Source organism: Gemmatimonas groenlandica (genome assembly GCF_013004105.1).
GTDB classification, from domain to species: Bacteria; Gemmatimonadota; Gemmatimonadetes; order Gemmatimonadales; family Gemmatimonadaceae; genus Gemmatimonas; species Gemmatimonas groenlandica.
The window spans coordinates 3,684,654-3,707,230 of sequence record NZ_CP053085.1; the positions used below are offsets into that span (position 1 = coordinate 3,684,654).

The 22,577-nt window shown below is 64.6% G+C and carries 17 protein-coding genes, 1 other RNA gene and 2 pseudogenes; 16 read left to right on the forward strand and 4 right to left on the reverse strand.

Annotated features, from left to right (window positions below):
* Positions 1-190 precede the first annotated feature (190 nt).
* Both rnpB and HKW67_RS15730 read left to right on the forward strand, forming a co-directional pair.
* An RNA gene (gene rnpB, locus HKW67_RS15725) (RNase P RNA component class A) lies at positions 191-616 on the forward strand.
* Between the two features lie 69 nt (positions 617-685).
* Positions 686-1,600 carry a hypothetical protein gene (locus tag HKW67_RS15730; protein WP_171226294.1) on the forward strand — a complete coding sequence of 305 codons (915 nt, stop codon included), beginning with the start codon at positions 686-688 and terminating at the stop codon, positions 1,598-1,600.
* Positions 1,601-1,624: 24 nt separating this feature from the next.
* Here the strand turns inward: HKW67_RS15730 and dnaN are convergent, their stop codons facing one another.
* Together dnaN and dnaA are read right to left on the reverse strand one after the other, a co-directional pair.
* Complete coding sequence (gene dnaN, locus HKW67_RS15735) at positions 1,625-2,737, reverse strand: DNA polymerase III subunit beta (protein WP_171226295.1); 1,113 nt, start codon at positions 2,735-2,737, stop codon at positions 1,625-1,627.
* 230 nt (positions 2,738-2,967) lie between these two features.
* Positions 2,968-4,386 carry a chromosomal replication initiator protein DnaA gene (gene dnaA, locus HKW67_RS15740; RefSeq protein WP_171226296.1) on the reverse strand — a complete coding sequence of 473 codons (1,419 nt, stop codon included), beginning with the start codon at positions 4,384-4,386 and terminating at the stop codon, positions 2,968-2,970.
* A 324-nt stretch (positions 4,387-4,710) separates the two neighbouring features.
* On the opposite strand from dnaA, the gene rpmH reads away from it, so the two are divergent.
* The 5 genes and pseudogenes from rpmH to mnmE all read left to right on the forward strand — a co-directional run bounded on the left by rpmH (position 4,711) and on the right by mnmE (position 8,554).
* Entirely contained in the window at positions 4,711-4,875 is a 165-nt protein-coding gene (gene rpmH, locus HKW67_RS15745) for a 50S ribosomal protein L34 (RefSeq protein WP_171226297.1), read from the forward strand.
* A gap of 22 nt (positions 4,876-4,897) precedes the next feature.
* Positions 4,898-5,215, forward strand: a pseudogene (gene rnpA, locus HKW67_RS15750) (ribonuclease P protein component); the annotation flags it as partial.
* A 16-nt stretch (positions 5,216-5,231) separates the two neighbouring features.
* Positions 5,232-5,441: pseudogene (yidD, locus tag HKW67_RS15755) on the forward strand (membrane protein insertion efficiency factor YidD); the annotation flags it as partial.
* Between the two features lie 22 nt (positions 5,442-5,463).
* Entirely contained in the window at positions 5,464-7,188 is a 1,725-nt protein-coding gene (gene yidC, locus HKW67_RS15760; RefSeq protein WP_171226299.1) for a membrane protein insertase YidC, read from the forward strand.
* Between the two features lie 4 nt (positions 7,189-7,192).
* Complete coding sequence (gene mnmE, locus HKW67_RS15765) at positions 7,193-8,554, forward strand: tRNA uridine-5-carboxymethylaminomethyl(34) synthesis GTPase MnmE (RefSeq protein ID WP_171226300.1); 1,362 nt, start codon at positions 7,193-7,195, stop codon at positions 8,552-8,554.
* A gap of 177 nt (positions 8,555-8,731) precedes the next feature.
* Here mnmE and HKW67_RS15770 read toward each other — a convergent pair whose 3' ends face one another.
* On the reverse strand, positions 8,732-9,688 hold the full coding sequence (locus tag HKW67_RS15770) for a DUF2268 domain-containing putative Zn-dependent protease (RefSeq protein ID WP_171226301.1): 957 nt from the start codon (positions 9,686-9,688) through the stop codon (positions 8,732-8,734).
* A 182-nt stretch (positions 9,689-9,870) separates the two neighbouring features.
* Between HKW67_RS15770 and HKW67_RS15775 the strand changes: the two genes are divergently transcribed.
* Positions 9,871-10,524 (forward strand): DUF2225 domain-containing protein, encoded by a 654-nt coding sequence (locus HKW67_RS15775; protein ID WP_171226302.1) that lies wholly within the window; start codon positions 9,871-9,873, stop codon positions 10,522-10,524.
* A 64-nt stretch (positions 10,525-10,588) separates the two neighbouring features.
* On the opposite strand, the gene upp is transcribed toward HKW67_RS15775, so the two are convergent.
* On the reverse strand, positions 10,589-11,239 hold the full coding sequence (gene upp / locus HKW67_RS15780) for a uracil phosphoribosyltransferase (protein ID WP_171226303.1): 651 nt from the start codon (positions 11,237-11,239) through the stop codon (positions 10,589-10,591).
* A 53-nt stretch (positions 11,240-11,292) separates the two neighbouring features.
* Here upp and HKW67_RS15785 point away from each other — a divergent pair, with 53 nt between their 5' ends.
* The 8 genes from HKW67_RS15785 to HKW67_RS15820 all read left to right on the forward strand — a co-directional run bounded on the left by HKW67_RS15785 (position 11,293) and on the right by HKW67_RS15820 (position 22,547).
* The gene (locus tag HKW67_RS15785) at positions 11,293-12,744 is read left to right on the forward strand and encodes a DUF2156 domain-containing protein (RefSeq protein ID WP_206044450.1); all 1,452 of its coding nucleotides are present in this window, start codon (positions 11,293-11,295) and stop codon (positions 12,742-12,744) included.
* 9 nt (positions 12,745-12,753) lie between these two features.
* Positions 12,754-13,395 carry an LOG family protein gene (locus tag HKW67_RS15790; RefSeq protein WP_206044451.1) on the forward strand — a complete coding sequence of 214 codons (642 nt, stop codon included), beginning with the start codon at positions 12,754-12,756 and terminating at the stop codon, positions 13,393-13,395.
* Between the two features lie 77 nt (positions 13,396-13,472).
* Positions 13,473-16,424, forward strand: coding sequence for a PAS domain-containing sensor histidine kinase (locus HKW67_RS15795; protein WP_171226304.1), 2,952 nt, complete (start codon positions 13,473-13,475; stop codon positions 16,422-16,424).
* On the forward strand, positions 16,421-17,143 hold the full coding sequence (locus HKW67_RS15800) for a response regulator (protein ID WP_171226305.1): 723 nt from the start codon (positions 16,421-16,423) through the stop codon (positions 17,141-17,143). The genes HKW67_RS15795 and HKW67_RS15800 overlap by 4 nt, the downstream gene beginning before the upstream one ends.
* Before the next feature lie 400 nt (positions 17,144-17,543).
* Positions 17,544-19,091, forward strand: coding sequence for a sigma-54-dependent transcriptional regulator (locus HKW67_RS15805; protein WP_171226306.1), 1,548 nt, complete (start codon positions 17,544-17,546; stop codon positions 19,089-19,091).
* A gap of 856 nt (positions 19,092-19,947) precedes the next feature.
* Positions 19,948-20,316 carry an ArsR/SmtB family transcription factor gene (locus tag HKW67_RS15810; protein ID WP_171226307.1) on the forward strand — a complete coding sequence of 123 codons (369 nt, stop codon included), beginning with the start codon at positions 19,948-19,950 and terminating at the stop codon, positions 20,314-20,316.
* Between the two features lie 51 nt (positions 20,317-20,367).
* Positions 20,368-21,795 carry an MBL fold metallo-hydrolase gene (locus HKW67_RS15815; RefSeq protein WP_171226308.1) on the forward strand — a complete coding sequence of 476 codons (1,428 nt, stop codon included), beginning with the start codon at positions 20,368-20,370 and terminating at the stop codon, positions 21,793-21,795.
* A 146-nt stretch (positions 21,796-21,941) separates the two neighbouring features.
* Positions 21,942-22,547, forward strand: coding sequence for a YdcF family protein (locus HKW67_RS15820; RefSeq protein WP_171226309.1), 606 nt, complete (start codon positions 21,942-21,944; stop codon positions 22,545-22,547).
* The last annotated feature ends 30 nt before the right edge of the window (positions 22,548-22,577 follow it).

The window sequence follows — 22,577 nt, forward strand, 5'->3', positions numbered from 1 at the left end:
GGAGGGTCCGTGTGTGGGGCCGGGGCTGCGAGCGCAGCGGGCCGATCACGACGATAGGCTACCGTGGTGTCGTCATCGTGCCGTCACTGTGTGGCGATGGGATGTATTCTCCGGCAGTAGAACTACAGTGGACGGCGTCACGACACGGGCGTATCGACGGTCCGGTTATATTTCCGGAACTCATGGATCGGTCGCCGGCCGGATGGTCGCGATGTCTGGGCGCAAGTTCAGGCACCGAGGAAAGTCCGGGCTCCACAGGGTAGACTGCCAGGTAACGCCTGGGCGCATGCGGCGTGAGCTTCGTGCGACGGACAGTGCAACAGAAAGCAAACCGCCGTCTCATCGGGCAACTGATGTGGCGGTAAGGGTGAAAGGGTGGGGTAAGAGCCCACCGCGCCTTCGGTAACGAAGGTGGCTCGGTAAACCCCAGTCGGAGCAAGGCCAAATAAGCGGCGAGAGACGACCCGTCTCGCAAGGACGTCGCAAGACGTCGAGCCGCGGGTAGGCTGCTGGAGCGTGTGGGTGACTGCACGCCGAGAGGAATGACCGTCCGGTGTTGGTGTACGCTTGCGTATGTCAGCACTGACAGAACCCGGCTTATAGGCCGGCGACTTTCCATGAGATCTCGGGACGCCTTACGGAGTTTCCAGTGGAGCAGCACGTGGTATCGAGAAGTATCGAACCGATGACATCGATTGCCCGTTGGGCCGCGTGGTGCGTGGCTGGCCCCATGATGATGCTGGCCTGTGCACCGACCGCGCCCACGCCATCGCCCACACCGAGTCCGGTGGTGGTAGCGCCCACGCCAGCGGCGCCCGTCGCCAGCAACCGCGTGCTACTGCCGCGAACGCAACCGCGCACGAACTGGACGGTCTCGGCCGTCACCCGCCTGAAAGTCAGCGGGGCCGCGATGCCGCAGGGCGTGTCCGACGAACAACGCATCGACACGCGCGCGTTGGTGTCCATGTCCTTCGATCGTTCGGTCACCGGCGCACTGCGCGGATCCGGTCAGGTGGATTCGTTCACGGTGCGAAGCAGCATCGCCGAAAGTGCCAGGCAACTCGCTGCAACGGCCGCCGCCCCAGCGAGACCGTCGCTGCTGCTGATCGATGCCCTCATCGACAGCACCAACCTGCGCATCGTGACGCGCCCGCCGTTGGCCAACGAATGCGACCGGCCCGAAGTGAGCGCCATGCAGTTGGCGCGTGAGTTGCTCGTGCGTATTCCCGACGGCGTGGTGGAGGGCGATCAGTGGCGCGACAGCACCGTCACATTGGTCTGTCGCAACGGCGTGCCGCTCACCGTCTATACGAGCACACGCTCCACGTTGGCGAAGCTGTCACGCGAAACACTCGTCGTGAATCGCGAGATCAACACGACACTCGGAGGAAAAGGCGGCACTGCCTTCCGCGCGTTTGAACTCGTGGGCACCGGCACCGGATCACAGCGCGTAGAGATCGCGGCAGCCACAGGCATTCTGGAGAAGCTGCAGGGCACCAGCACGCTCACCATGCAGGTCGTGGAACGCATTCCGCCCGGAACTCCTCGCTCGCAGCAGGTCGTGCAGCGATTGGAGATCCGGGCGGAACGTGTGCGGTAAGCGTGTGCGCTGAGCGTTCTTTACTCAGTCCATCAAGCGCAGCGGCATCACTAGGCAAAGATACTTGGCAGGATCGTCCCAGCCTTCGGGTTCGATCGTAGCCGCGCGCTCCGGCGCCTTGAACGTGAGCCGCACCTGTTCGGTGGGCATGTAGCGCAGGATCTCCAGCAGATACGTGGCGTTGAAGCCGATGTCGAGTTGGTCGCCGTTGTAGTTCACCGGCAGTTCATCCGACGCCTCGCCCAGGTCCGGCGTGGTGACGCTGAACTTCAGCATGCCGGTGTTGAACGACATCTTGATGCGGTGCGTCTGGTCGGACGCAATCACGCTCATGCGCTTGAGCGCACTGGTGAGCGCGGCCTTGTCGCACAGGCAGAAGCGATCGTTGTCCTTCGGAATGACCTGTTCGTAGTTCGGATATGGGCCTTCGACCAGGCGCGTGAACACCGACGTAAACGGCGAACGGAAACCGAGGTGATTTTCACCACGCGCGATCTCGAGTTCTTCTTCAGCCGGGAAAAGCCGCTTGATCTGCTCGAGCGCCTTGGGCGGCACGATGAGATCACCTGGCGGCGCACTGCTTGCCTCCACCGGCACTTCCATCTTCGAGAGGCGGTGGCCATTGGTGGCCACCATGCGCATGCGATCTTCGCGCAGCTCCCAGAGCACGCCATTGAGAATGGGTCGTGACTCTTCGGTGCTCACCGCGAACGCGACATGCGAAATGAGCTTCTGCAGTTCGCCCGACTTCACACGCCACGAATCATTGAAGCGCACGGTGGGGAACGTCGGAAACTCATCGCGCGGCAGTCCAAGCAGCTTGAACTTGGATCGTCCGCATTCGATGGTGACGCGCTGTTCGCCGCTGGCCGAAACTTTCACGGGAGACGGCGGCAGTTCGCGCGCGATCTCACTCAGCTTCTTGGCGGGAATCGTGATCGCCCCTGGCGTTTCGACATCGGCACTGACTTCCGTGCTGACGGCGATGTCGAGGTCGGTCGCGGAGAAACGAATTCCGCGCTCGGTGGTTTCGACGAGCAGGTTCGACAGGACCGGCAAAGTGGTCTTGGCCGGTACGGCGGCGGTTACCGCCGCGAGTCCTTCTTGGAGTTTCTCGCGCGAGATCGTGAAGCGCATGCCCGTTGTGTGGAAGGACTGCTGTTAAAAAGAGTCTTAGAGATAAAACTGGTAGTAGCAGCAGGGCGTGTGGGCTTGTCTATAAACGCCGCAAGCTACATGTGCCAAAGCACTTCCGCCATGCCGCATCATGTGCATTCCATGTCGAGTAGTGCTTTTTCTCCGCATTGCTGCACATCGGGGCTCACGAATGGGGGGAAAGATGCGCGGCGATGTGGACGACTGGGGACTCAAGTCCCGAGTTGTCCAGTGGATCGGAGAGTTTCCAACATGCCCCGGACCTTCAACACCCGGTCGGCAAAACCGGGTTCTCCCCCCATATCTTCCGCCACCCGATCGAGCGAATGGATCACTGTGGAGTGATCGCGTCCGCCGAAGGCGTTGCCGATTTCGACCAGCTGAAGGGCCAAGAGCTCCCGACAGAGGTACATCGCCACCTGGCGCGGGGTCGTGAGCTGCTTGGTGCGGGTTTTCGAGCGCAACCCGTCGGGGGTGACGCCCCACTCGCGTGAGACCACCTGCTGAATGGTGGCCACCGTGATCGTGGTGGGCGGGATATCGGGGAAATCCGACGTCGTCGCGCCCTTGAGCTTGTCGCGGAGTGCTTCGCGCGCGAGCTCGATGGAGATCTCACGGTGCTTGAGTGAGGCGTAGGCCAGGAGCTTGATGATGGAGCCTTCGAGCTCGCGGACCGACGACTTCACATGCTGGGCGATGAACTCGATGACCTCGTCGGGGATGGTGAGCTCGAGATGGTCGAGGCTCGCCTTCTTGCGGAGGATCGCGATCCGGTGCTCGAGATCGGGGGAGTCGACATTGGCGACCATGCCCCATTCGAAGCGGGAGACGAGGCGGGACTCGAGTCCGGGGATCTCCTTGGGTGGCCGATCGGAGGTGAGGACGATCTGACGACCGGCCTCATAGATGGCATTGAACGTGTGGAAGAATTCCTCCTGCGTGGATTCCTTCCCCTTCAGGAACTGGACGTCGTCGACCAGCAGCAGGTCGATTTCCCGGAAGCGGCGACGGAAATCACCCATCTGTCCGGTCTGGATGGCGTTGACGAACTCATTGGTGAACTGCTCGGTCCCGACGAAGGCGAGGCGCAGCGTGGGGGTACGTTTGAGCAGCTCGTGAGCGATGCCCTGCATGAGGTGCGTCTTGCCCAGCCCCGTCTCTCCATAGATGAAGAGCGGGTTGTACACCTTGCCCGGCGCCTGCGCGGCGGCCTGGGCGGCGGCAGCGGCGACGTCGTTCGATTTGCCGATGACGAACTGGTCGAACGTGTATCGAGGGTTCAGTGGCGCCGACAAGCGTTGTTGGTGCGCTGTTAGTGGCGCGACAACAGGGGCTGGTGGCGGCTGGACGAACATGTCCATCTGCACCCGACCCATGCGCTCTTCGGCTACCTTGAAGCGAACCTTCATGGGGTGTCCGAGGGCGACGGCGGCGAAGCTGGTCAGCAGATCGGCGTGTTTGGACTCGTTCCAGTCTGCCGAGAACTGGTCGGGGGCGCCGATAAGGAGGGTGTCGCCTTCCACGCCGAGGGCGTCGGTGGGCTCGAGCCAGGTGCGGTACGTCTGCTCCGGGAGGACCTGCCGGGCGCGTTGGCGCAGGCGATCCCAGGTTTCAGCAGGCGTAAGGGACATGACAGGAGGTCGGGGTTCGGGCGGCCCCGGCCGTGGGCGAGAATCGAACGAGAAGCAGGCGGGGGCGGCGAAGGTTACGCTCGCGTGTGGATAAGTCAATCGCGTCAGCGACGTGACACCAGTATCGCATTCGTGAGCGCAAGCAAGTTCGCGCGTCGTTGAGCGGGCGCAGGCAAATCGTTGTCGCGGGTGTACTTGGCGGGCTTGACCTCAAGCCAGTCCCGCGAGTATTTTCTGAGGCTGCCACCTACCGTGATCACTTGCGGGCCGTGGCGACTCTCATCGAATCACTGCGTTTTACACCGCGTTACCTCGAGCACTTATATGGGCAAGCCCACGTATCGTCCGCGCAACACCAAGCGAGTCCGCAAGCACGGCTTCCGTGCGCGTATGGAGACGAAGTGGGGCCGTGAGGTACTCGCCCGTCGCCGCCGCAAGGGCCGCAAGGTGTTGACCGTCCAGATCCCGTCGAAGTACGCCGGCGCCTGATTCCCGGTCGTTCCCGCGCGAGCAGCGACTGACGCGCGGGGCCGATCTCGAGCGGGTTCGACACGAAGGGAAGCGAGTGCGCACCGCCTCAATGGATGTGCGCGCTCTGTCTTCCCTTCTTGGCGTTCCCCGGGTGGGCTTCGTGATCCCCAAGTACAAGCACTCGGGGGTCGACCGTAACCGGCTGAAACGCCGGCTTCGCGAACTCATCCGCGTGGACGTGTTGTCCGAGCTTCCGCCCATGGACCTCGTGTTCAAGGTGCTTCCGGTGGCGTATACCAGAAACTTCGATACGCTCCGCGCCGAAGTGTTGCAGGCCGTGCGGAAGATCGCGCGGTGACTCCAACTTTCCTGCCGTGATCGCGAAGCTGTTCATTCTGGTGGTGCGCGGGTACCAGCTCACGCTGTCGCCCATCTTCGGGGGCGCCTGCCGCTATTATCCTTCGTGTTCTGCGTACGCGATCGAGGCGCTGGAGCGTCACGGTGCGGCACGTGGAGGATGGATGGCTCTGCGCCGTATCGGGCGCTGTCATCCGTTCCGGCCCGGCGGATTCGATCCGGTGCCCTGAGCGCTTCCCTATAAAGACCATGGAACCACGTCGCATCGCCCTCGCCGTCGTCCTGATGGCGGCGGTCCTGATTCTGACGCCGATCCTCTTCCCGTCGCCGGTCCCGGCGCCTGGAAGCAAGACCGCGGTAACAGACTCCCTGCGCCTCGCCGATTCGGCGACGGTCGCCAGCACCGGCTCCAGCACCAATCCTGTCGTCGCGGATTCCGCGACGGTGGCCGCCGGTGGCACGGCGCCCGGCATGAGCGCCCTGCCCGACTCGCTCAACGCCGCTCCGAAGCCGGTCGTCTTGCCGGTCGACACTGCCGTGGTGACCACCACGCCGGCGGTCTTCCGCACCACGAACCGCGGCGCGGCGCTGATCGGCGTCGAGATGCAGCAGTATCTCGCGCTCTCCAACAAGGGCCGCACCAAGGGTGGCCCGGTAGAGCTCGCGAAAGCGGGCGACCGGTTGCTCAGCTTCCGCTTGGTGACGCCCGGTGACACCGTCGCGCTCAATACGCAGATGTTCACCACGACGCGCACCGAAGAGAACGGCCGCGCGGTCGTGCGCTACGACGCCACCGTCGGCGCGCGCGCGATCACGATCGCGTACTCGTTCCTTCCGGACAGCTACCGCGTGAACGTGTCGGCGGTCGTGAAAGGCGCGCCCGAGAACAGCTTCCTGCTGATCGACATGCCGCCCGGCTTCCGCTCGTCGGAATCAGACACGACCGAAGATCAGTCGCATCTCGCGTACGCCTACAAGCTCGACCAGCAAAACGCAAAGGGTGTCGCTTTCCGCTCGCTTGATCCGGGTGAGCGTCGCATCGAGACCGGCCCGATCAACTGGACGGTGGCCAAGAACAAGTACTTCCTGCTTGGCGTGCTGGCCCCAAAGGGCGTGCCCGGATTCGCCGAGGTGAATTTCACGGGTGGCGTGCGGGTGGCGAAGGCCGCCACGCGCAGTGAAGCCACCATCGTGGCCTCGCTCAAGAGCGGTGCGGTGGCGTTCGAGGTGTACGCCGGTCCGCAGGAGTTCAAGCGGTTGGTGGCGATCGGGCGTTCGTTCGAAACGTCGAACCCGTACGGCGGTTGGTTGCAGGGTGTCGTGCAGCCGTTCGCCACGATGGTCATTCGCCTGCTGCTGTGGATGAAGTCGACGCTTGGGCTCTCGTACGGCTGGATTCTGGTGGTGTTCGGCGTGGCGGTGCGTCTCATTCTCTGGCCGTTGAACCAGAAGGCGATGCGCAGTTCGATGCAGATGCAGCGCATTCAGCCGCACCTGGCCGAAATCCAGACCAAATACAAGGGCGATCCGACCAAGCTGCAGGCGGAAATGATGCGCGTATACAAGGAGCACGGCATGTCGCCGTTCAGCTCCCTGTCGGGCTGTCTGCCGATGCTGATCCCGTTGCCGGTGTTCTTCGCGCTCTTCTTCGTGTTTCAGAACACGATCGAATTCCGCGGTGTGTCGTTCCTGTGGTTCCCCGACATCTCGCTCAAGGATCCGTTCTTCGTGCTGCCGGTGCTCGTGGCCATCACGGCGATGGGCCTGTCGTACATCGGCATGCGCGGCATGAAGGCGAACGAGCAGCAGAAGATGATGATGTATCTGATGCCCGCCATGATGATGGTGATCTTCTTCAACATGGCCTCGGGTCTCAACCTCTATTACTTCGTGCAGAACCTCGCGTCGTTGCCGCAGCAGTGGCTGATCTCGCAGGAGCGCACGAAGGCGCAGCCACCGGTCGTGCGGGGATAACGACGTGGTGACGGCCCGCCAGCTGCCTGGTGGTGACGACACGATCGTCGCCCTTGCCACGGCCGCTGGACGCGGCGCGATCGCCGTCATTCGGTTGTCAGGGGCGCGAGCGATCGATATCGCTCGCGCCCTTGGCGCATCTGCCCTGCAGCCACGACACGCCACCCGGGTCGCGCTGCAACACCCGAACGGCGACCCACTCGACGATGCGGTGATCACCTGGTACGCCGCGCCGCGCTCCTACACGGGCGACGATGTCGTGGAGATTTCCACGCATGGTGGGCACGTCGTACCGGCGCTGGTCCTGGCCGCCTGCGTGGCGGCCGGGGCGCGACCGGCGACCCCGGGTGAATTCACGCGCCGCGCGGTGCTGAATGGCCGCATGGACCTGGTGCAGGCCGAAGCGGTGGCCGATCTGATCGATGCGCGCACCACCGCCATGCACCGTCAGGCGCTGTCGCAGCTCGATGGTGGGCTTTCGCGACGCCTACTTGCGTTGCGCGACGACGTGATTCATCTCGAAGCGCTGATCGCCTACGACATCGACTTCCCTGAGGAAGACGATGGACCGATCGCCCCCGCCCGGATAAAAAATGCGGCGGAGTCGCTGCGCGACGCCTTGCGCGCGCTGATGCACACCGCCCCGCAAGCCGCCGTGCTGCGCGATGGCGTGCTGGTGGTGATTGCCGGCCCCCCGAACGCCGGCAAATCGTCGCTGTTCAACGCGCTCCTGGGAGAGTCCCGCGCCCTGGTGACGCCGATCGCCGGCACGACGCGCGATGCGATCGAAGCCGTGCTCGATCGCGCGCCGCTCCCGCTGCGCTTCGTGGACACCGCCGGCCTCCGTGACACCGCCGACGAAATCGAACGACTCGGCATCGAAGTGAGCACACGCTATCTCGCTCAGGCGCAGGTCGTGCTGGCCTGCGGCGCGAGTGCTGGGGATATCGCGGCGACGTGTGAGGCGATCGCCACGCGCACGAGTGGCACGGTGATTCCGGTGCACACGAAGGCAGATCTCGATGCGTCGGGCGCCGATGGACCGGGGCTGCAAGTCAGCGCCGAGACGGGGCAGGGGCTGCGCGCCTTGCTGTACGCGATAGATCGAGCGGCGGTCGCGAATGCGGTGGGGCTACCGACCAGCGATGATGTGATGGTAACGCGCGAGCGTCATCGCGCCGGACTGGCGGCCGCACACGATGAGCTGTGCGAATTTCTGCTCGCCTGGGAAAGTGGTGCATTGCCGGCGCCGGTGGCTGCGGTGCATCTCTACGCGGCGCGCGAGTCGCTGTCGGATCTCATCGGCATCGTCGATACCGAGGATGTGCTGGATCGGGTGTTCCGCGAATTCTGCATCGGGAAGTAGGAACGGCAACTGCGACTGCAACTGCCAGAACACGGAGACCACTGATTTTCGCAGAACCAACACAGATAAGCAAAGAGCGCTCTTTGCTTATCTGTGTCAGTTTCCGTTTGATCTGTGGTCTCCGTGTTCTGGCTGTGGCAGTTGCAGTTCGCCGTTAGCGAACCGTCAGCACAAACGTCACCCGACGATCGTGAGCCTCGGGCGCTCCATCACCGGTTCGTTCACGGTGGCGAGTTCGTGGACGCTGGCGCGGGTGGCCCAGGCGTAGCCGCGGGCGGAGATGGCGGCTTCCACCATGCGGGCGCCGAGGAAGTAGCCGGCGCGTTCGGGCAGGACCGTGCGCTCCACGGTGCGGGCTTCGTCGCTCATACCGCCGGAGAGGTAGCGGAGGCGCAGGCCGAGGGCCGCGCGATCGCCGTCACTGACGAGGGCACGATGGAGCACCGGCTCGACCTCGCGCACGCGGGCGTACTGCTTCCGCGCGAACCCGAAGTATTCCCACGCGGCGTGTCCCGGGCTGACGGCGCGGGACACGTGCACGGCGAGTCCTTCATTCACTAGCAACTCGCGCAGCGAAGCCTGACGGCCCGTTTCCCAGTACGAGTAATAGCCACCGGCGTCTTCCACGAAGCCGCGCATGTCGCTGCGGCTCGAGGGAGACGTGTAGCGCACCACGTGCGTGAGTTCGTGCGCAAGCCAGAGCGGAATCAACTCGGGATCGAGACCGAGTCCCTGCGTGTCCGGATTGGCGACACCGGTGAAGTGCTCGAGGCAGACGAAGGCGACACCGCGTCCGTTGACGACCAGCTCTCCCGCATTCGCCGCGCCCACGCCGACCATGAGCACGACATCGTAGGGGACATCGATGTCGAGCAGGGTGCGGACCTTCTCCTCCGCCTGGCGTGCGAGCGCGACCACGTCGGTGCGCGAGAGGAGCGTGAGCAGGTCATCGCGATTCGCGTTGATCGTGGACTGCACGACCTCGTCGAAATGCGGCCCTGAGGGCTCGAGGACATAGTTGTCCCAGTAGGCCGTCAGCAGCGCCTTGTGGCGCTCGAAATAGGCAAGGTACGCCGACACCCGATCGTCGGCTTCGAGTACGGCGAGAAAATCCGGTACCAGATTGATCAACATCAACGACCCGGGAACGGGAGACCGACGCGATCGAGAGCTACGAGCACTAATCGCCGAACAAGTCGCGAGAAGATAGCCGCGATTTCGGGGCCGTACAAGCTCGCCGCGCCGAATCCGGGGGTTCGTGTTCAACTCTGAGGCAGTCGGTGCCGAGACTGAAGGATGTCCCCTGACGCCGTGCCATGACCACGCTCCATCTCATCGAACTGACCTGCCCCGTCTGCGAGACGCTGTTTCGCTCGCAGACGGTCGTTGCCACCAATGCCTTTGGTGGTAAACGCACCGATTTCCACGAACGCGCGGCCGGCATGCAGCCGTTGCCGTACTTCGTCCATCTTTGCACACACTGCGGCTATGCCGGTGTGCAGCGGGACTTCGGCGAAGACGCACACCCCGACGAGATGTTGCGCGCGTTGGTGTGGAGCGAACTGGCGCCGTCGCTGACATCACAGTTGCCGTCGGGCTCTCTCAAGTACGAGCACGCCGCCAAAGTCGCGGAGTGGCAGGAGAGCGATCCGCGGTATCTCGCCGATCTCTATCTGCGGGCCGCCTGGTGCTGCGTGGACGAAAGCGACACCGAGGCCGAGCGGTACTTCCGGCGGAAGGCCGCCTGGCGTTTCGCCGACGCCCTTGAGGCGTTCGACGGGGTGCCGATGGAAGAGCGGGCCGTGATCACGTATCTCATCGGCGAACTATGGCGGCGGATCGGCGACGATACGCAGGCGCAGCAGTGGTTCGAGCGAGTGGCGGACGAAGTCACCGAACCGATCGCGCAGTCATGGGTGCTCGAAGCGGCCGATCAGCAGCGCACCGAGCCGCGCGAGTGGTTTGGTTGATAACAGCGAAGTAAGGGGTCGAGAGTAAGGCGTACGGCCCTACTCCATACCCCCTACTCCCTACTCAGCGCGTACCAAACAGCCGGTCGCCTGCATCACCAAGTCCCGGCAGGATGTAGCCGTGCTCGTTGAGTTCGCGGTCGAGCGCGGCGGTGAGGATCGGCACGTCGGGATGTTCGCGGGCCAGTCGCTCGACGCCCTCCGGTGCGGCCACGAGACACAGAAAGCGAATGCGTGTCGCTCCCGCGCGCTTCAGTGACGAAACGGCGGCGGCGGCACTGCCGCCGGTGGCCAGCATCGGATCGAGCAGCAGGAAATCCCGCTCACTCACATCGCCCGGCACCTTGAAGTAGTAGTCGACCGGCTCGAGCGTATCGTGATCGCGGTAGAGGCCGATGTGTCCAACGCGCGCTGACGGCATCAAGCGCAGGATACCTTCGACCATGCCGAGTCCGGCGCGCAGAATAGGGACGAGCGTGAGTTTTTTACCGCGCACCGACCACCCGTGCGTGGTTTCGAGCGGGGTATCGACCGGCACCGACTCCAACGCCAGATCGCGCGTGGCTTCATAGGCCATCAACATGGCGATCTCGTCCACCAGCTCCTTGAACTGCTTCGTCGGCGTCGCGCGGTCGCGCAACAGCGTGATCTTGTGACGGACCAATGGGTGGTCGACGATGCTGAGCGTGGGGAACGTGCGCGGCGAGGTGGGCATAGGCACGAAGGTAGCCGTTCTTCGTGGCCTCCCGGTAGTATCCGCAGAACTCCGTGCCCACCTCCCCCGCCTCCGATTCCGGCATCGCCTCCGACGTCGCGTCTGCACGCGACGATGACCGTGCGCTCGTGCTGATCCAGCGCTACGGGCGCACGGCGACGGCGTTCCGCGCGCTCGGGGCGGGACTCGAGCATTGGTTTCTGACGGACGCGCGGGGCGATCGCGGACTAGTGGCCTACTACCGGACACCGGGCGCGATGGTCTCGGCCGGCGAGCCGGTGGCTGCCCCGCACGAGGCGATCGCGGTGGCCGAAGCTTTTGTGGCGTTCGCGGCGTCGCAGCGTTGCCGCGCGAGCTTTTTCGCGACCGAAGGCATTCTCGCGTCATCGCCGCGATTCCGGCGCGTCATGTTGGGCGAGCAGCCGGTATGGAATCCGCAATCGTGGGCCGATCACGTTGCGCATCACCGCTCGCTGCGCGAGCAATTGCGCCGCGCGAAAGCGAAGGGCGTCACCGTGCAGCGGCTCGATGCTGCGATGATGCGCGAGCCGATGCGCCGCGCGAGGTTGGAGCGGCTGATTGACCGGTGGTTCGCCGCGCGGCCGATGCCACGCATGGGGTTTCTGGTGACGGTCGACCCCTTTGCGTGGCTGTCGCAGCGGCAATCGTTTGTCGCGATGCGCGACGGCGTCCCAGTGGCCCTGTTATCGATCGTGCCGGTGCCGGCACGTGCGGGATGGCTGTTCGAGCACCTGCTGCGTGACCCCGATGCACCGAACGGCACGGCCGAGCTGCTGGTGCATCATGCCATGCTCCAGTTGGCGGCGGATGGTGTGTCGTGGGTCACCCTCGGACTCGCGCCGCTCGCCGGACCGGTAAGCGGCTGGCTGCGCACCGCGCGCAGTTGGTCACGACCGCTGTTCAACTTCGACGGCCTCGCAGCGTTCAAGCGCAAGCTGCGCCCGCAGGGGTGGGAACCGATCTATCTGGCCTACCCCCGCGAGCGATCGAGCGCCCGTGCGATGCTCGACGGGCTGCGGGCGTTCGCGGGAGGGTCACTGTGGCAATTCGGCGTGCATACGCTCATCCGCGGGCCAGCAGTACTGCTGCGGGCATTGGAGTGGATGTTGATCACGTGGACGGTACTGCTGGCGCTGGCACCTACGTTTCCGTGGTTTCCGTCGGGCGCGGTGCAGAGTGCCTGGGTGGTGTTCGACGCGCTGCTGCTCCTCGGACTTCGCGCGCTGCGCGCGCGAACATCCGGTGCACGCGCGCGACGCACGGCGTCGCGCTGGAGTCGCGCGCTGGCGACCGTGGTCTCGGCCGACGCCGTACTGACCAGCGCACAAGCCTTGTGGTGGAACAGCGGGTCGAATCGCGGCGCTCCGGAGTGGGCCGTCGTGCTGCTGGCGTGTCTCGGGCCGTGGCTGGCATCGGTCGTCCTCTGGGGTGCCTCGCGACGGATGAACACGCTGCAGTCATCGCCCATCTCCGATCGGCGTTAGCTTTCCCGCATGAGCACTGTACCCCACGATTCCGCCACGGCGTTCAGACCCGTTCCGGTCGCCAGTCCCATGCAGCGCGTGGCGGTGTACTGCGCATCGAACGACGGTGCGCGTCCGGAGTACTTGGAGTGTGCAAGGGCCCTCGGCACGGTCATCGCTCAGCAAGGCCTGACCGTGGTCTACGGTGGCGGTCGGGTCGGACTCATGGGAGCACTAGCCGACGCCGCGATAGCGGCCGGCGGTGAGGTCATCGGTGTGATGCCACATGGTCTGGTGCAGCGGGAAGTTGCGCATCACGGATTGACCGCGTTGCGCGTCGTGGACTCGATGCACGAGCGCAAGGCGATGATCGCTGAGCTCGCCGATGCTTTTATTACGCTGCCGGGCGGACTGGGAACGCTCGAGGAGTTCTTCGAGACCTGGACTTGGGCGCAGCTCGGTGTGCACCAGAAGCCGATCGGCCTCTTCGATGTATCGGGTTATTGGGCGCCGCTGCTCGCACTGCTGGAGCACGTCGATGCGGAGGGATTTCTGCGCGGAAATCCACGGGAGTGGTTGGTGGTCAGTGATGATGCCTCGTCGATGCTGGCCCGATTACAGGCCTTTCAAGCACCGACCGTGCGTCGCTGGATTCGACTCGGCGAAACCTGAATCGTACCGGCGCAACGCCTGCAGCCGCTCGGCTGCACCTAGCAATGGGCGCCGAGCCCATCGACAATCCTTCTCGTATGAACGCCGAAGGTTGGGAGCCACCCCTCACGTCTGATCCGCGATTTACTCGCTGGCTCGCCGTCGCCGCCATCGCGCTGACGGTGCCAAGCTTGCTAGGCTGGACGTTCGGCGTTCCGTGGCTCGTGCAACCGTTCGAGACATTCCCGCCGGCGCGACTCGGTGGCACGGTGATGATTGTCGCGGGTGCGTCGGGCATGATCGCCAAGCTGTCCGGTCGACGGTCGTTGGCGCGACGCCTGGCTCTCGCATGTGGGGCGGCAGCGGTGATTGCTCTGGTGGCCGCCTGGCAGCACGCGACGTTGCCGATCGACGCGCTGGCCCGCGCGCGGGTGGGCGACGCGTCACCGGTGCGAGATGTTCCTGTGTCGGCGGCGTTGCTGTTTCTGCTGTACGGCGTGGCGCTGTACCTGCTCGCCTCGGAGCCGCAGTCGGAGCGTCGTCGCACGGTAACGGGTGCGTTATCAGCGTTGCTTGTCGCCAGCACCGGCGTATTGCTGTTGGCCCAGCTCGCCGGGATGCTGGGAACTGATGGAGCGTGGGCAGCGGCCCGAGCGCCGCTGCATAGCTTGCTTGCGTCGTTGCTGCTGGGCACGGCGCTTCTGCAGCGCAACATGGCACATGAGCCAGGCACGAAGGCGCCGCCGCGGTGGGCGCCGGTCCTCGCCGGTGCGAGTACTCTGCTCCTGGTGTTGGTGCTGTGGCAGGCCTTGGTGGCGCGCGAACAGTCACAGACACGGGATCGCGCCGCCATCGCGGCCGAGGCACTGGATCGGGCGGTGCAACGGCAGTTCCTTGGGGTCGACCGGGCGGTTGGTCGCACAGCGGCGTTTCTGTCCGGCGGCGGTCGCATCGATGATGCGGCGTGGACGACGTCATTCCCCCTGCTGGTCAAGGAAACCGACGGTCTGGTCGGCATGGTGTGGATGGATTCCGCGGGCACTATCTTGCGCGCGGTTCCTGCGACGCCGCTCTGGCCAGGCGTTCAGCGTCAGCTCATCGACTTCATGTCAAAGCCATATCATCGAGATCTCACTTCGATGCGCTCGGCGACGACCACCGCGCTGCCAAGGCGTCATGTCGTCGCGTTGCACGACGCACCGTGGGGCATTGCGCTGCTGTATCCCCTCGACGCGCAGCCGTCATCGCCGTCGTACGGGCGAACGGTCGTCGTCGGCTTTGTAAACGAGGCCGAGCTGATTTCCGACTTCGCCGGCGATGCGCGCGGCGGCTTCGCACTGGCAGTGTCGCGCGGCGACTCGATTCTGGCGGGGCGGGTCGCCGCAGCGTCGCCGGTGTATTCGGCGCCACTGCAGCTGGGGGCGCGACAACTGACCGTGTCGGTGTCGCAGGCCGTCGGCACGTCGCGCTCCACGCTGCCCGAACTCGTGTTGCTGCTGGGATTTTCGGTCGCCGTGCTGCTGTCGCTCACGATGTGGCAGCAGCGCGCGATGTGGGCACAGGCCAGCAGCGAAGGTATGGAGCGCATGCAGCTCGCCATCGAGCGGGCCACCGATGGCGTCTGGGAACTTGAGATTCCGCGTGGTGCGATGCACCGCAGTCCGGCGTTGATGCGCTATCTCGGCATCGACCCGACGGTCCTCGACGGCGGATTCACCGCGTGGTCGGCGCTGATCCATCCCGATGACAGCGAGGCGTATGCCCGGGCACTCGATGCGCACGTGAGTGGTCGCGCCGATGCCTTCGAGTGCGAGTATCGGCTGCGCGCGGGCGATGGATCGTGGCATGCGCTGGTCGACCGCGGCCGCGTGGTGGAACGTCTGGCCGACGGCAGCCCGGTTCGCGTGCTCGGAATCTCGGCCGACGTGACGGAGCGCGCGCTCGCGGACGCGTCACGCGAGGAGAGCGAACGGCGGTTCCGGGCAATGTTCGACACGGCGAATCAGGTGCAGTTGTTGCTCGACTACGATGGCAGCATTCTGGAGGCGAATCGTGCCGCCGGCGAATTGGCTGCGACCACCGCCGACGCGCTGCAGGGAGTGCGCTTCTGGCAGGCGCCGTGGTGGGCCGACGATGCGCTCACCAGCGAACGGGTGCAGGATCGCTTCGTGAAAGCGCGGGCCGGTGACACGAATCGCTTCGAAGTGGAGGTTGACCGGCCGGGCGAACGCTTGGCGTCGATCGACTTTTCGCTGAAGCCGATTTTCGACCAAGACGACCGGGTGGTGCAAGTGCTGGTGGAGGGGCGTGACCTGACCATGCGCAAACGGGCCGAGGAATCGCTGCGCGAAATCGGCGCCCTGACTACGATGGGGCAACTCGCGGCCCGCGTGGCTCACGAGATCAATAATCCGCTCGCCGGCATCCAGAATGCCTTCCTACTCATTCGCGGGGCGATTCCGGGCGATCATCCGCATTATCGGTTCGTGGGGGCGATTGAACGCGAAATCGCGCGTATCGCGGCGGTCACGCGGCAGTTGTACGAGACGTACCGCCCCGATCAATCCATGATCGCCCAGTCGTCGGTGATTCTGGCCGTGACCGACGCGGTGAGCTTTCTCGAGCAGGTGAATCGCGTTCGGCAGGTAAAAATCGTGACGGATCTGTCCCGGGCGCCCTCGCTGGTGCCGGTTCCCGATGCGCTTCTCCGGCAAACGATGTACAATCTCGTACAGAATGCGTTCGATGCATCGCCGCCGAATGGCACGATTACCGTGACGGCGATCGTTGAGCAGGACGAGTGCGTGCTGCGTGTGACTGACGAGGGGCCCGGCGTTCCTGATGCGCTGCGACAGCGCATCTTCGACCCGTTCTTCAGCACGAAGGACCGCACAGTCAAAACGAGTGGGATGGGCATCGGTCTTTCGCTGGTCAGGCAGTCCGTTCACGCTGTGGGCGGCTCCATTGTCGTACATGATCGGCCACAAGGTGGGACTGAATTCGAAGTCCGTCTGCCGATGACCCCTTTGGATACTGGAGTGCTGCGATGAGTCGCGGACGAATTCTGATCGCCGATGATGAGCCGACGTTTCTCAACTCGACCGCCGAGTTGCTGCGACGCGAGGGATTCACCGTGGACACGGTCGATGACGCGGCGTCGGCGCTGGGCGCGATTTCGGCGGCAACCTACGACCTGCTGATCACCGACCTCGAGATGCCGGGGAATGCGGATCTGGATCTGGTACAGCAAGTCGCGCATCTCAGTGGCGGGCTCCCGATCATCATCATCACCGGCTTCCCCTCGGTGCGCTCGGCGGTCGCGTCGATCGAACTGCCGGTGGCGGCCTATCTCGTGAAGCCGGTGCACTTCCCGGAGCTTCTGAAGCGCGTGACGAGCGCTGTCGCGCGTTTCCGGTCCTATCAGGCGATGCAGAGCGCCGAAGCGCGGCTTCGCGAGTACCGGTCGCAGGTGGAAGCGCAGCCCGTGGCGCCGGCCACCGAAGGGCAGGGCGTGGACACGTTTCTGGCGCTCACGCTGCGCAACGTGATGGGATCGCTGACCGATCTCGAACAGTTGGGACGCGCGCTGGCGGGACAACAGACGTTGCAGCCGCACCCGTGTCAGCTCATGAACTGCCCACGCGGTGCACAGCTGCAATCGGCCGTGGAAGAGACGATCGCGGTGCTCGAGGAGACTAAGGGGGCGTTCAAGTCCAAGACACTTGGCGACTTGCGCCACCGATTGGAACTTCTGGTCAAGCTGGTGTAGTACAACCGCGCGGGTTCGATGTGGAGAATCCGGTCGCTTGTGCACAGCCGGGTGCGATCTGCGACACAAACTGTGACAAATTAGCCTTGCGCGGCTGACTGGGACGAACGATACTCTAGCTCCGGGACATGACGCACCAGCGGGTTATCCGCGGCGCCGAGTTTCCCGGAAGCAGCACTGCAGGACGACATATGGATCGCTCGATCGATCCAACCTTGGCGACGGGATACCGATCCCGGAGTCGAAGGCGCGAAGTCTCGCTCTCACCCAGAGCAGACGTCGCGCCTTTTTGTTTTCCCGATCTGTGATGTGCAGCACGAGCGCACGGTGCTTTCCCGCCGTGCCCGATACGCCCACCACGGGCAGGCACCACGGTGCCTGTCCAAACGAGACTCCGCTTATGAGCAACGTCGCTCTGTACAACGTCGATCCCTCAACGCAGGTCCGCAGCGCGCTGGCATCCCCGCGCTCTCCGGCCGCTCGCGAGCGTCATCTGCGAATTGCAGCCCGGGGAAGTTCGACGCAGCCGACGGCCAAGATGCGAATCCTGGTGGTGAGCGAGCGCATGTCGTTCGTGGACGCGCTGCGTGTGATCGTGGAAGCGGACGGCCGTGATCTGTTGCACGCCGCTCAGTCGGCTGGTGTGTGTGAGATCATCACCCGCGCCGAGATCAATGTGGTGATCGCCGACCAGCAGCTGCCCGGCGACGATGGCTTCCGCCTGCTCGACGAGTTGCACGAAGTGCACCCGACGCTACTGACGGCGATGGCGACGGCGCCTGGCGCCACCAACGCCGCCATTAAAGCGTTCGAGCGGGGAGCCGCCGACTATATCAACACGCCGGTGCAGCGCGACGACGTGATCGCGTTCTTGCGTCGTGCCGATGCCATGACGACCCTGCGCGTGGAGGCCACGCCGGAGCCGAATGCCGAGGTGAGCGAGTTCCGCGGCATGTACGGTACGACGCCGGTCATGCGGGACGTATTCAAGATGATTTCGCGGGTTGGACGGACCGACGTGACGGTGCTGGTGGGTGGTGAGAGCGGCACCGGCAAGGAGCTGGTGGCGCGCGCCCTCCACGACGAAAGCGCCCGGCGCCACAAGCCGTTCATTGCGCTGAACTGCTCGGCGTTGCCGTCGGAGCTGGTAGAAAGCGAGCTGTTCGGACACACGCGCGGGGCATTCACCGGTGCGGTGAAGGATCGCGGTGGCCTGTTCGAAGCGGCGCACGGCGGCACGCTGTTTCTCGACGAGATCGGCGATCTTGGGCCGTTGGCTCAGGCGAAGGTGTTGCGTGCCCTCGAAAGCGGTGAAGTGATGCGGGTGGGTGGCACGAAGACGACGCGGGTAGATGTCCGCGTGATCGCGGCCACCAATCGGCCGCTCGACGAGATGGTGGCCGATGGCCGCTTCCGCGAGGATCTGTTGTATCGCCTCAAGGTGATCTCGCTGGCGCTGCCGCCGCTGCGCGACCGCAAGGCCGACGTGCCGTTGCTGTCCAGTCATTTCCTGCACGTGTTCGCCGAGCGTCACAGCCTGCCGGCGCGTCGGATCAGCGACGAGGCGAGCGAGATCCTGCTGAACTACGATTGGCCCGGCAACGTGCGCGAGTTGCGCAACGTGATCGAGGGCGCGCTGGTCATGGCCGATGGGGTGGAGATCTGCCCGTGCGACTTGCCGACGAGTCTGACGATGCAGCGTCCGATGCGCGCGATGTCGATCATGGAGCAGTCGGCTGACTTGCCCTTTGTGGAAGCGCGCGAGCGCGCCCTGCGTGAGTTCGACCGTGCGTTTCTCGGTGCGGCGCTGGCGCGGAACGGCGGAAACATCGCCCGCACGGCACGTGCCCTGGGTCTGCATCGCCAGTCGTTGCAGAAGTTGCTGGCGCGTCGCGACCTTCGGCAGCCCGCCGATCTGCAGCCGGCTGATATGCCGCACGGACTGTAGTCCGACTGGTGAGCGTCGCCGCGGAGCTGACCGCTCCTTACTGAGCCGTCAGCACGATGTCGGCGCAGTCGAGGAGGAAGCGAGCGTAGGCGGAGTCGACACGATCTCGAAGAAGCGAGCCGGACGATAAGCAGGATCGGATTTCGTGATCTGACGTACGCGTATGCAACGCGCGCGCGCGAACTGTGACATGGGTCGCGGTCTCGGTGATGCGTCTCGAGCCGCTCGGCGTCAATCGTTCAACGAACAGTGCCGTGCGGCGCGCGTTGTTCGTGCGAGCGGTAAAGCGGCGTGATCCATGGAAAATTTGACGGTCGTCAACTCAGCCGCTTCAGCTCGACCACAACGACAGCTCACAGCGAAGAATTTTTCGGATGATGTGCTGTGACACACATGCGCAATGTCGTGACACGCGTTAGCATGCGTTCACAATGCCGGAGCCGCTCAAGCCGTGTGTTGGCGCGCAACATGCAGAGGTCTCTGGCAAGCGCAGCATCCGACTCGCTCGACGAAGAGCGATCACCCATCTCGACAGGAGAGGGCGTGCATAACCTCATGACACGCGTTACGGCAGCACTGTTCGAATACGTGAAGGATCTGGTCGGCCGCGCGCATATCGCGCCGATCACGGAATGGCCGATGCACCGCGAGTGGTGAAAGCGTCTCGTGTTCCACGAGACGGGGAATGACGGTCCGATGCAGTATTGATGGGCTTCTGACAAAACATTGCGCCGGCGGAACACTTTCTGTCCCTGTTCAGATGGCGACCGCGAGCATAAGATTGGGTGTCGCGCCTGTAGCGCGACCGCCGTCGTCCAATCGACGGGGGAAATGCCGGGGACTATGCGAGGTTTCGATGGGTCGTTTTATTCTGACGGATGGTGTCCTGCCCTTGGTGGCGGACCGCTTTAAGGCTCTTTCGGAGCCCGCTCGCCTGGCACTGCTGCGGTCGCTGCAGTACGGCGAGCAGACGGTGAACCAACTCGTTGCGGGCACCGGACTGGGGCAGGCGAACGTGTCCAAGCATCTGCAGGTTCTGCACGCGCACGGATTCGTGAAGCGCCGAAAGAATGGTCTCTTCGTGCACTACGCACTGGCCGACCGACAGATCCTGAAGTTGTGTGAGCTCATGTCCTCACGGGTCAACGCGCACGTCACGGCAGGAGGCCAGAGTCACGCTCGCGGTCCGGTCGGCCACATCGATAACTCCGACGAAGTGGGCTGAGCGCCAGGGCCGATCGAGTTCGCGCCGTGTCGTCGTATGTGCGCAGGAAGGATGGCGTTCTTACCTCAGATTCAGGTGCATATGCAGATCGAGTTCTCCGGCGCCGCGCAGGAAGTCACCGGCTCCTGCCACATCATCCGCGTCGGCCAGCGCACCGTGCTGCTGGACTGCGGCATGTTCCAAGGCAAGCGCAGCGAGAGCCGTGAGAAGAACGCCAAGCTCCCGCTGCCCATCGACCAAATCGACGCGGTGGTACTCTCGCACGCCCACATCGACCACGCCGGTCGGCTGCCGTTTCTCACGGCCCAGGGCTACAAGAACACCATTTGGGCCACGTCGGCCACGCGAGACCTCTGTGCGCTCATGCTCGCCGATTCGGCGCATATCCAGGAAAAGGACGCCGAGTTTCTCGAGCGCCGTGGACAACCGCACGCCGAGCCGCTCTATCGCGTGGAGGACGCCACGCGCACGCTCGAGCAGATGATCGGGATGCCGTACCACAAGTGGTTCGAGGTCACCGACGGGGTGCGCGCCATGTATACCGAGGCCGGACACATTCTCGGCAGTGCCTCGGTGGTGCTGGAATTGCGCGAGGGTGAGGAATTCCGACGCGTGGTCTTTTCCGGCGACGTGGGACGCCACGACCTGCCGATTATCCGCAACCCCGAGCCACCCACGGGTGGCGCGCATGTGGTGTTGTGCGAAAGCACCTACGGCAATCGCGATCACGAATCGGTGGAGGGGGCGCGCGAGGAGCTCGGGCGTGTCGTACGCGAGACCGCGGCCCGTGGCGGTCGCGTGCTGATTCCCGCATTCGCCGTAGGACGTACGCAGGAGCTGGTGTACGACCTCCATCAGTTGCACCGGGCCGGCAAGATTCCGTCAGTGCCGATCTTCATCGATTCGCCGCTGGCCACCGATGCCACGTCGGTGTTCGCGATGCATCCCGAAGTGTTCGATCACAGCGAAGATCTGGTGCGGCACACGAACGATCTGTTCGACTTCCCGCTGGTGAAGTTCACGCGCGACGTGAACGAATCCAAGGCGCTGAACACCATGCAGGGCCCGATGGTCATCATCGCCGCGTCGGGCATGGCGGAATCGGGTCGCATCCTGCACCATCTGCGCAACGGCGCCGGCGATGCGCGCAATACGATTCTGATCGTGGGCTACATGGCCGAACACACGCTGGGCCGTCGCATTCTGGAGCAGCGGCGCGTGATCAAGATCTTCGGTGACGAGGTCGAACTCGCGGCGCAGGTGGAAGTATTGAACGGCTACAGCGCGCATGCCGATCGCACTGAACTGCATGCCTGGTTGACCGCGGTACGGGACGGGGGCACCGCCGAGGGGAGGAATACGCCGCACGTGTATCTGGTCCACGGTGAAACGCCGGCGCAGACGGCATTCGCCGAACGGCTTCGGGCCGATCGCTTTACCGTCGACATCCCGGCGCCCGGCGTGGTCGTGACGCTCTAGGCATAAGCGCGGCTCGCGTGCCGCAACCTTCGCGACAGGCTCGCATGCAGTAGTTTGGCAGGATGGAACGCGTCGCCCGAGGCCGGTATCGGCCCCCACCCATACCCCGGCTCATCGGCGCAGTGCTGACGGGGTGGGTGTTGTGCGTGGCGGTCATCTTCGGTTGGTCGCGACGCGCGGCGGAGGGGCACGCCGATGCCATTGTCGTGCTGGGCGCGGCGCAGTACGGGGGACGTCCGTCACCGGTCCTGCGGGCCCGCCTCGACCACGCCCTCGCCCTCTGGAAGAGCGATCGGGCCACCCGTGTCGTGCTCACGGGAGGGCGTCGACCGGGTGATTTGATCAGCGAAGCGGCGGCAGGACGACGCTATCTCGTGCGACGCGGCGTGCCCACGCAGTCCATTCTCCTCGAGCCCGCCGGGCGCACGTCTCTGGCGTCGATGGAAGGCGCGGCGGCGCTGCTCAAGGCGTGGCGTGACTCACTGCCAGTGGCCGTCCGCGACACGATGCCCACTCGTCCCAGCGTGCTGCTCGTGAGCGATCCCTTCCATATGCTCCGGCTTGACGTACTGGCTCGCCTGCACGGGCTGCGACCACTGCCGTCGCCCACGCGCACGAGTCCGATTTCGGCGAATCGCGCGGTAGCGATCGAGTATATGCTGCGGGAGTCGATCGCGTTGCCGACGGATGTCGCGCTGATGCTGTGGCTCGCCATAACCGGCGGGTCGGTAAGCGCGCCGACCACGCCGTAGCTCCCGCTCCTGCAGTGAGGCGTCGGGCTG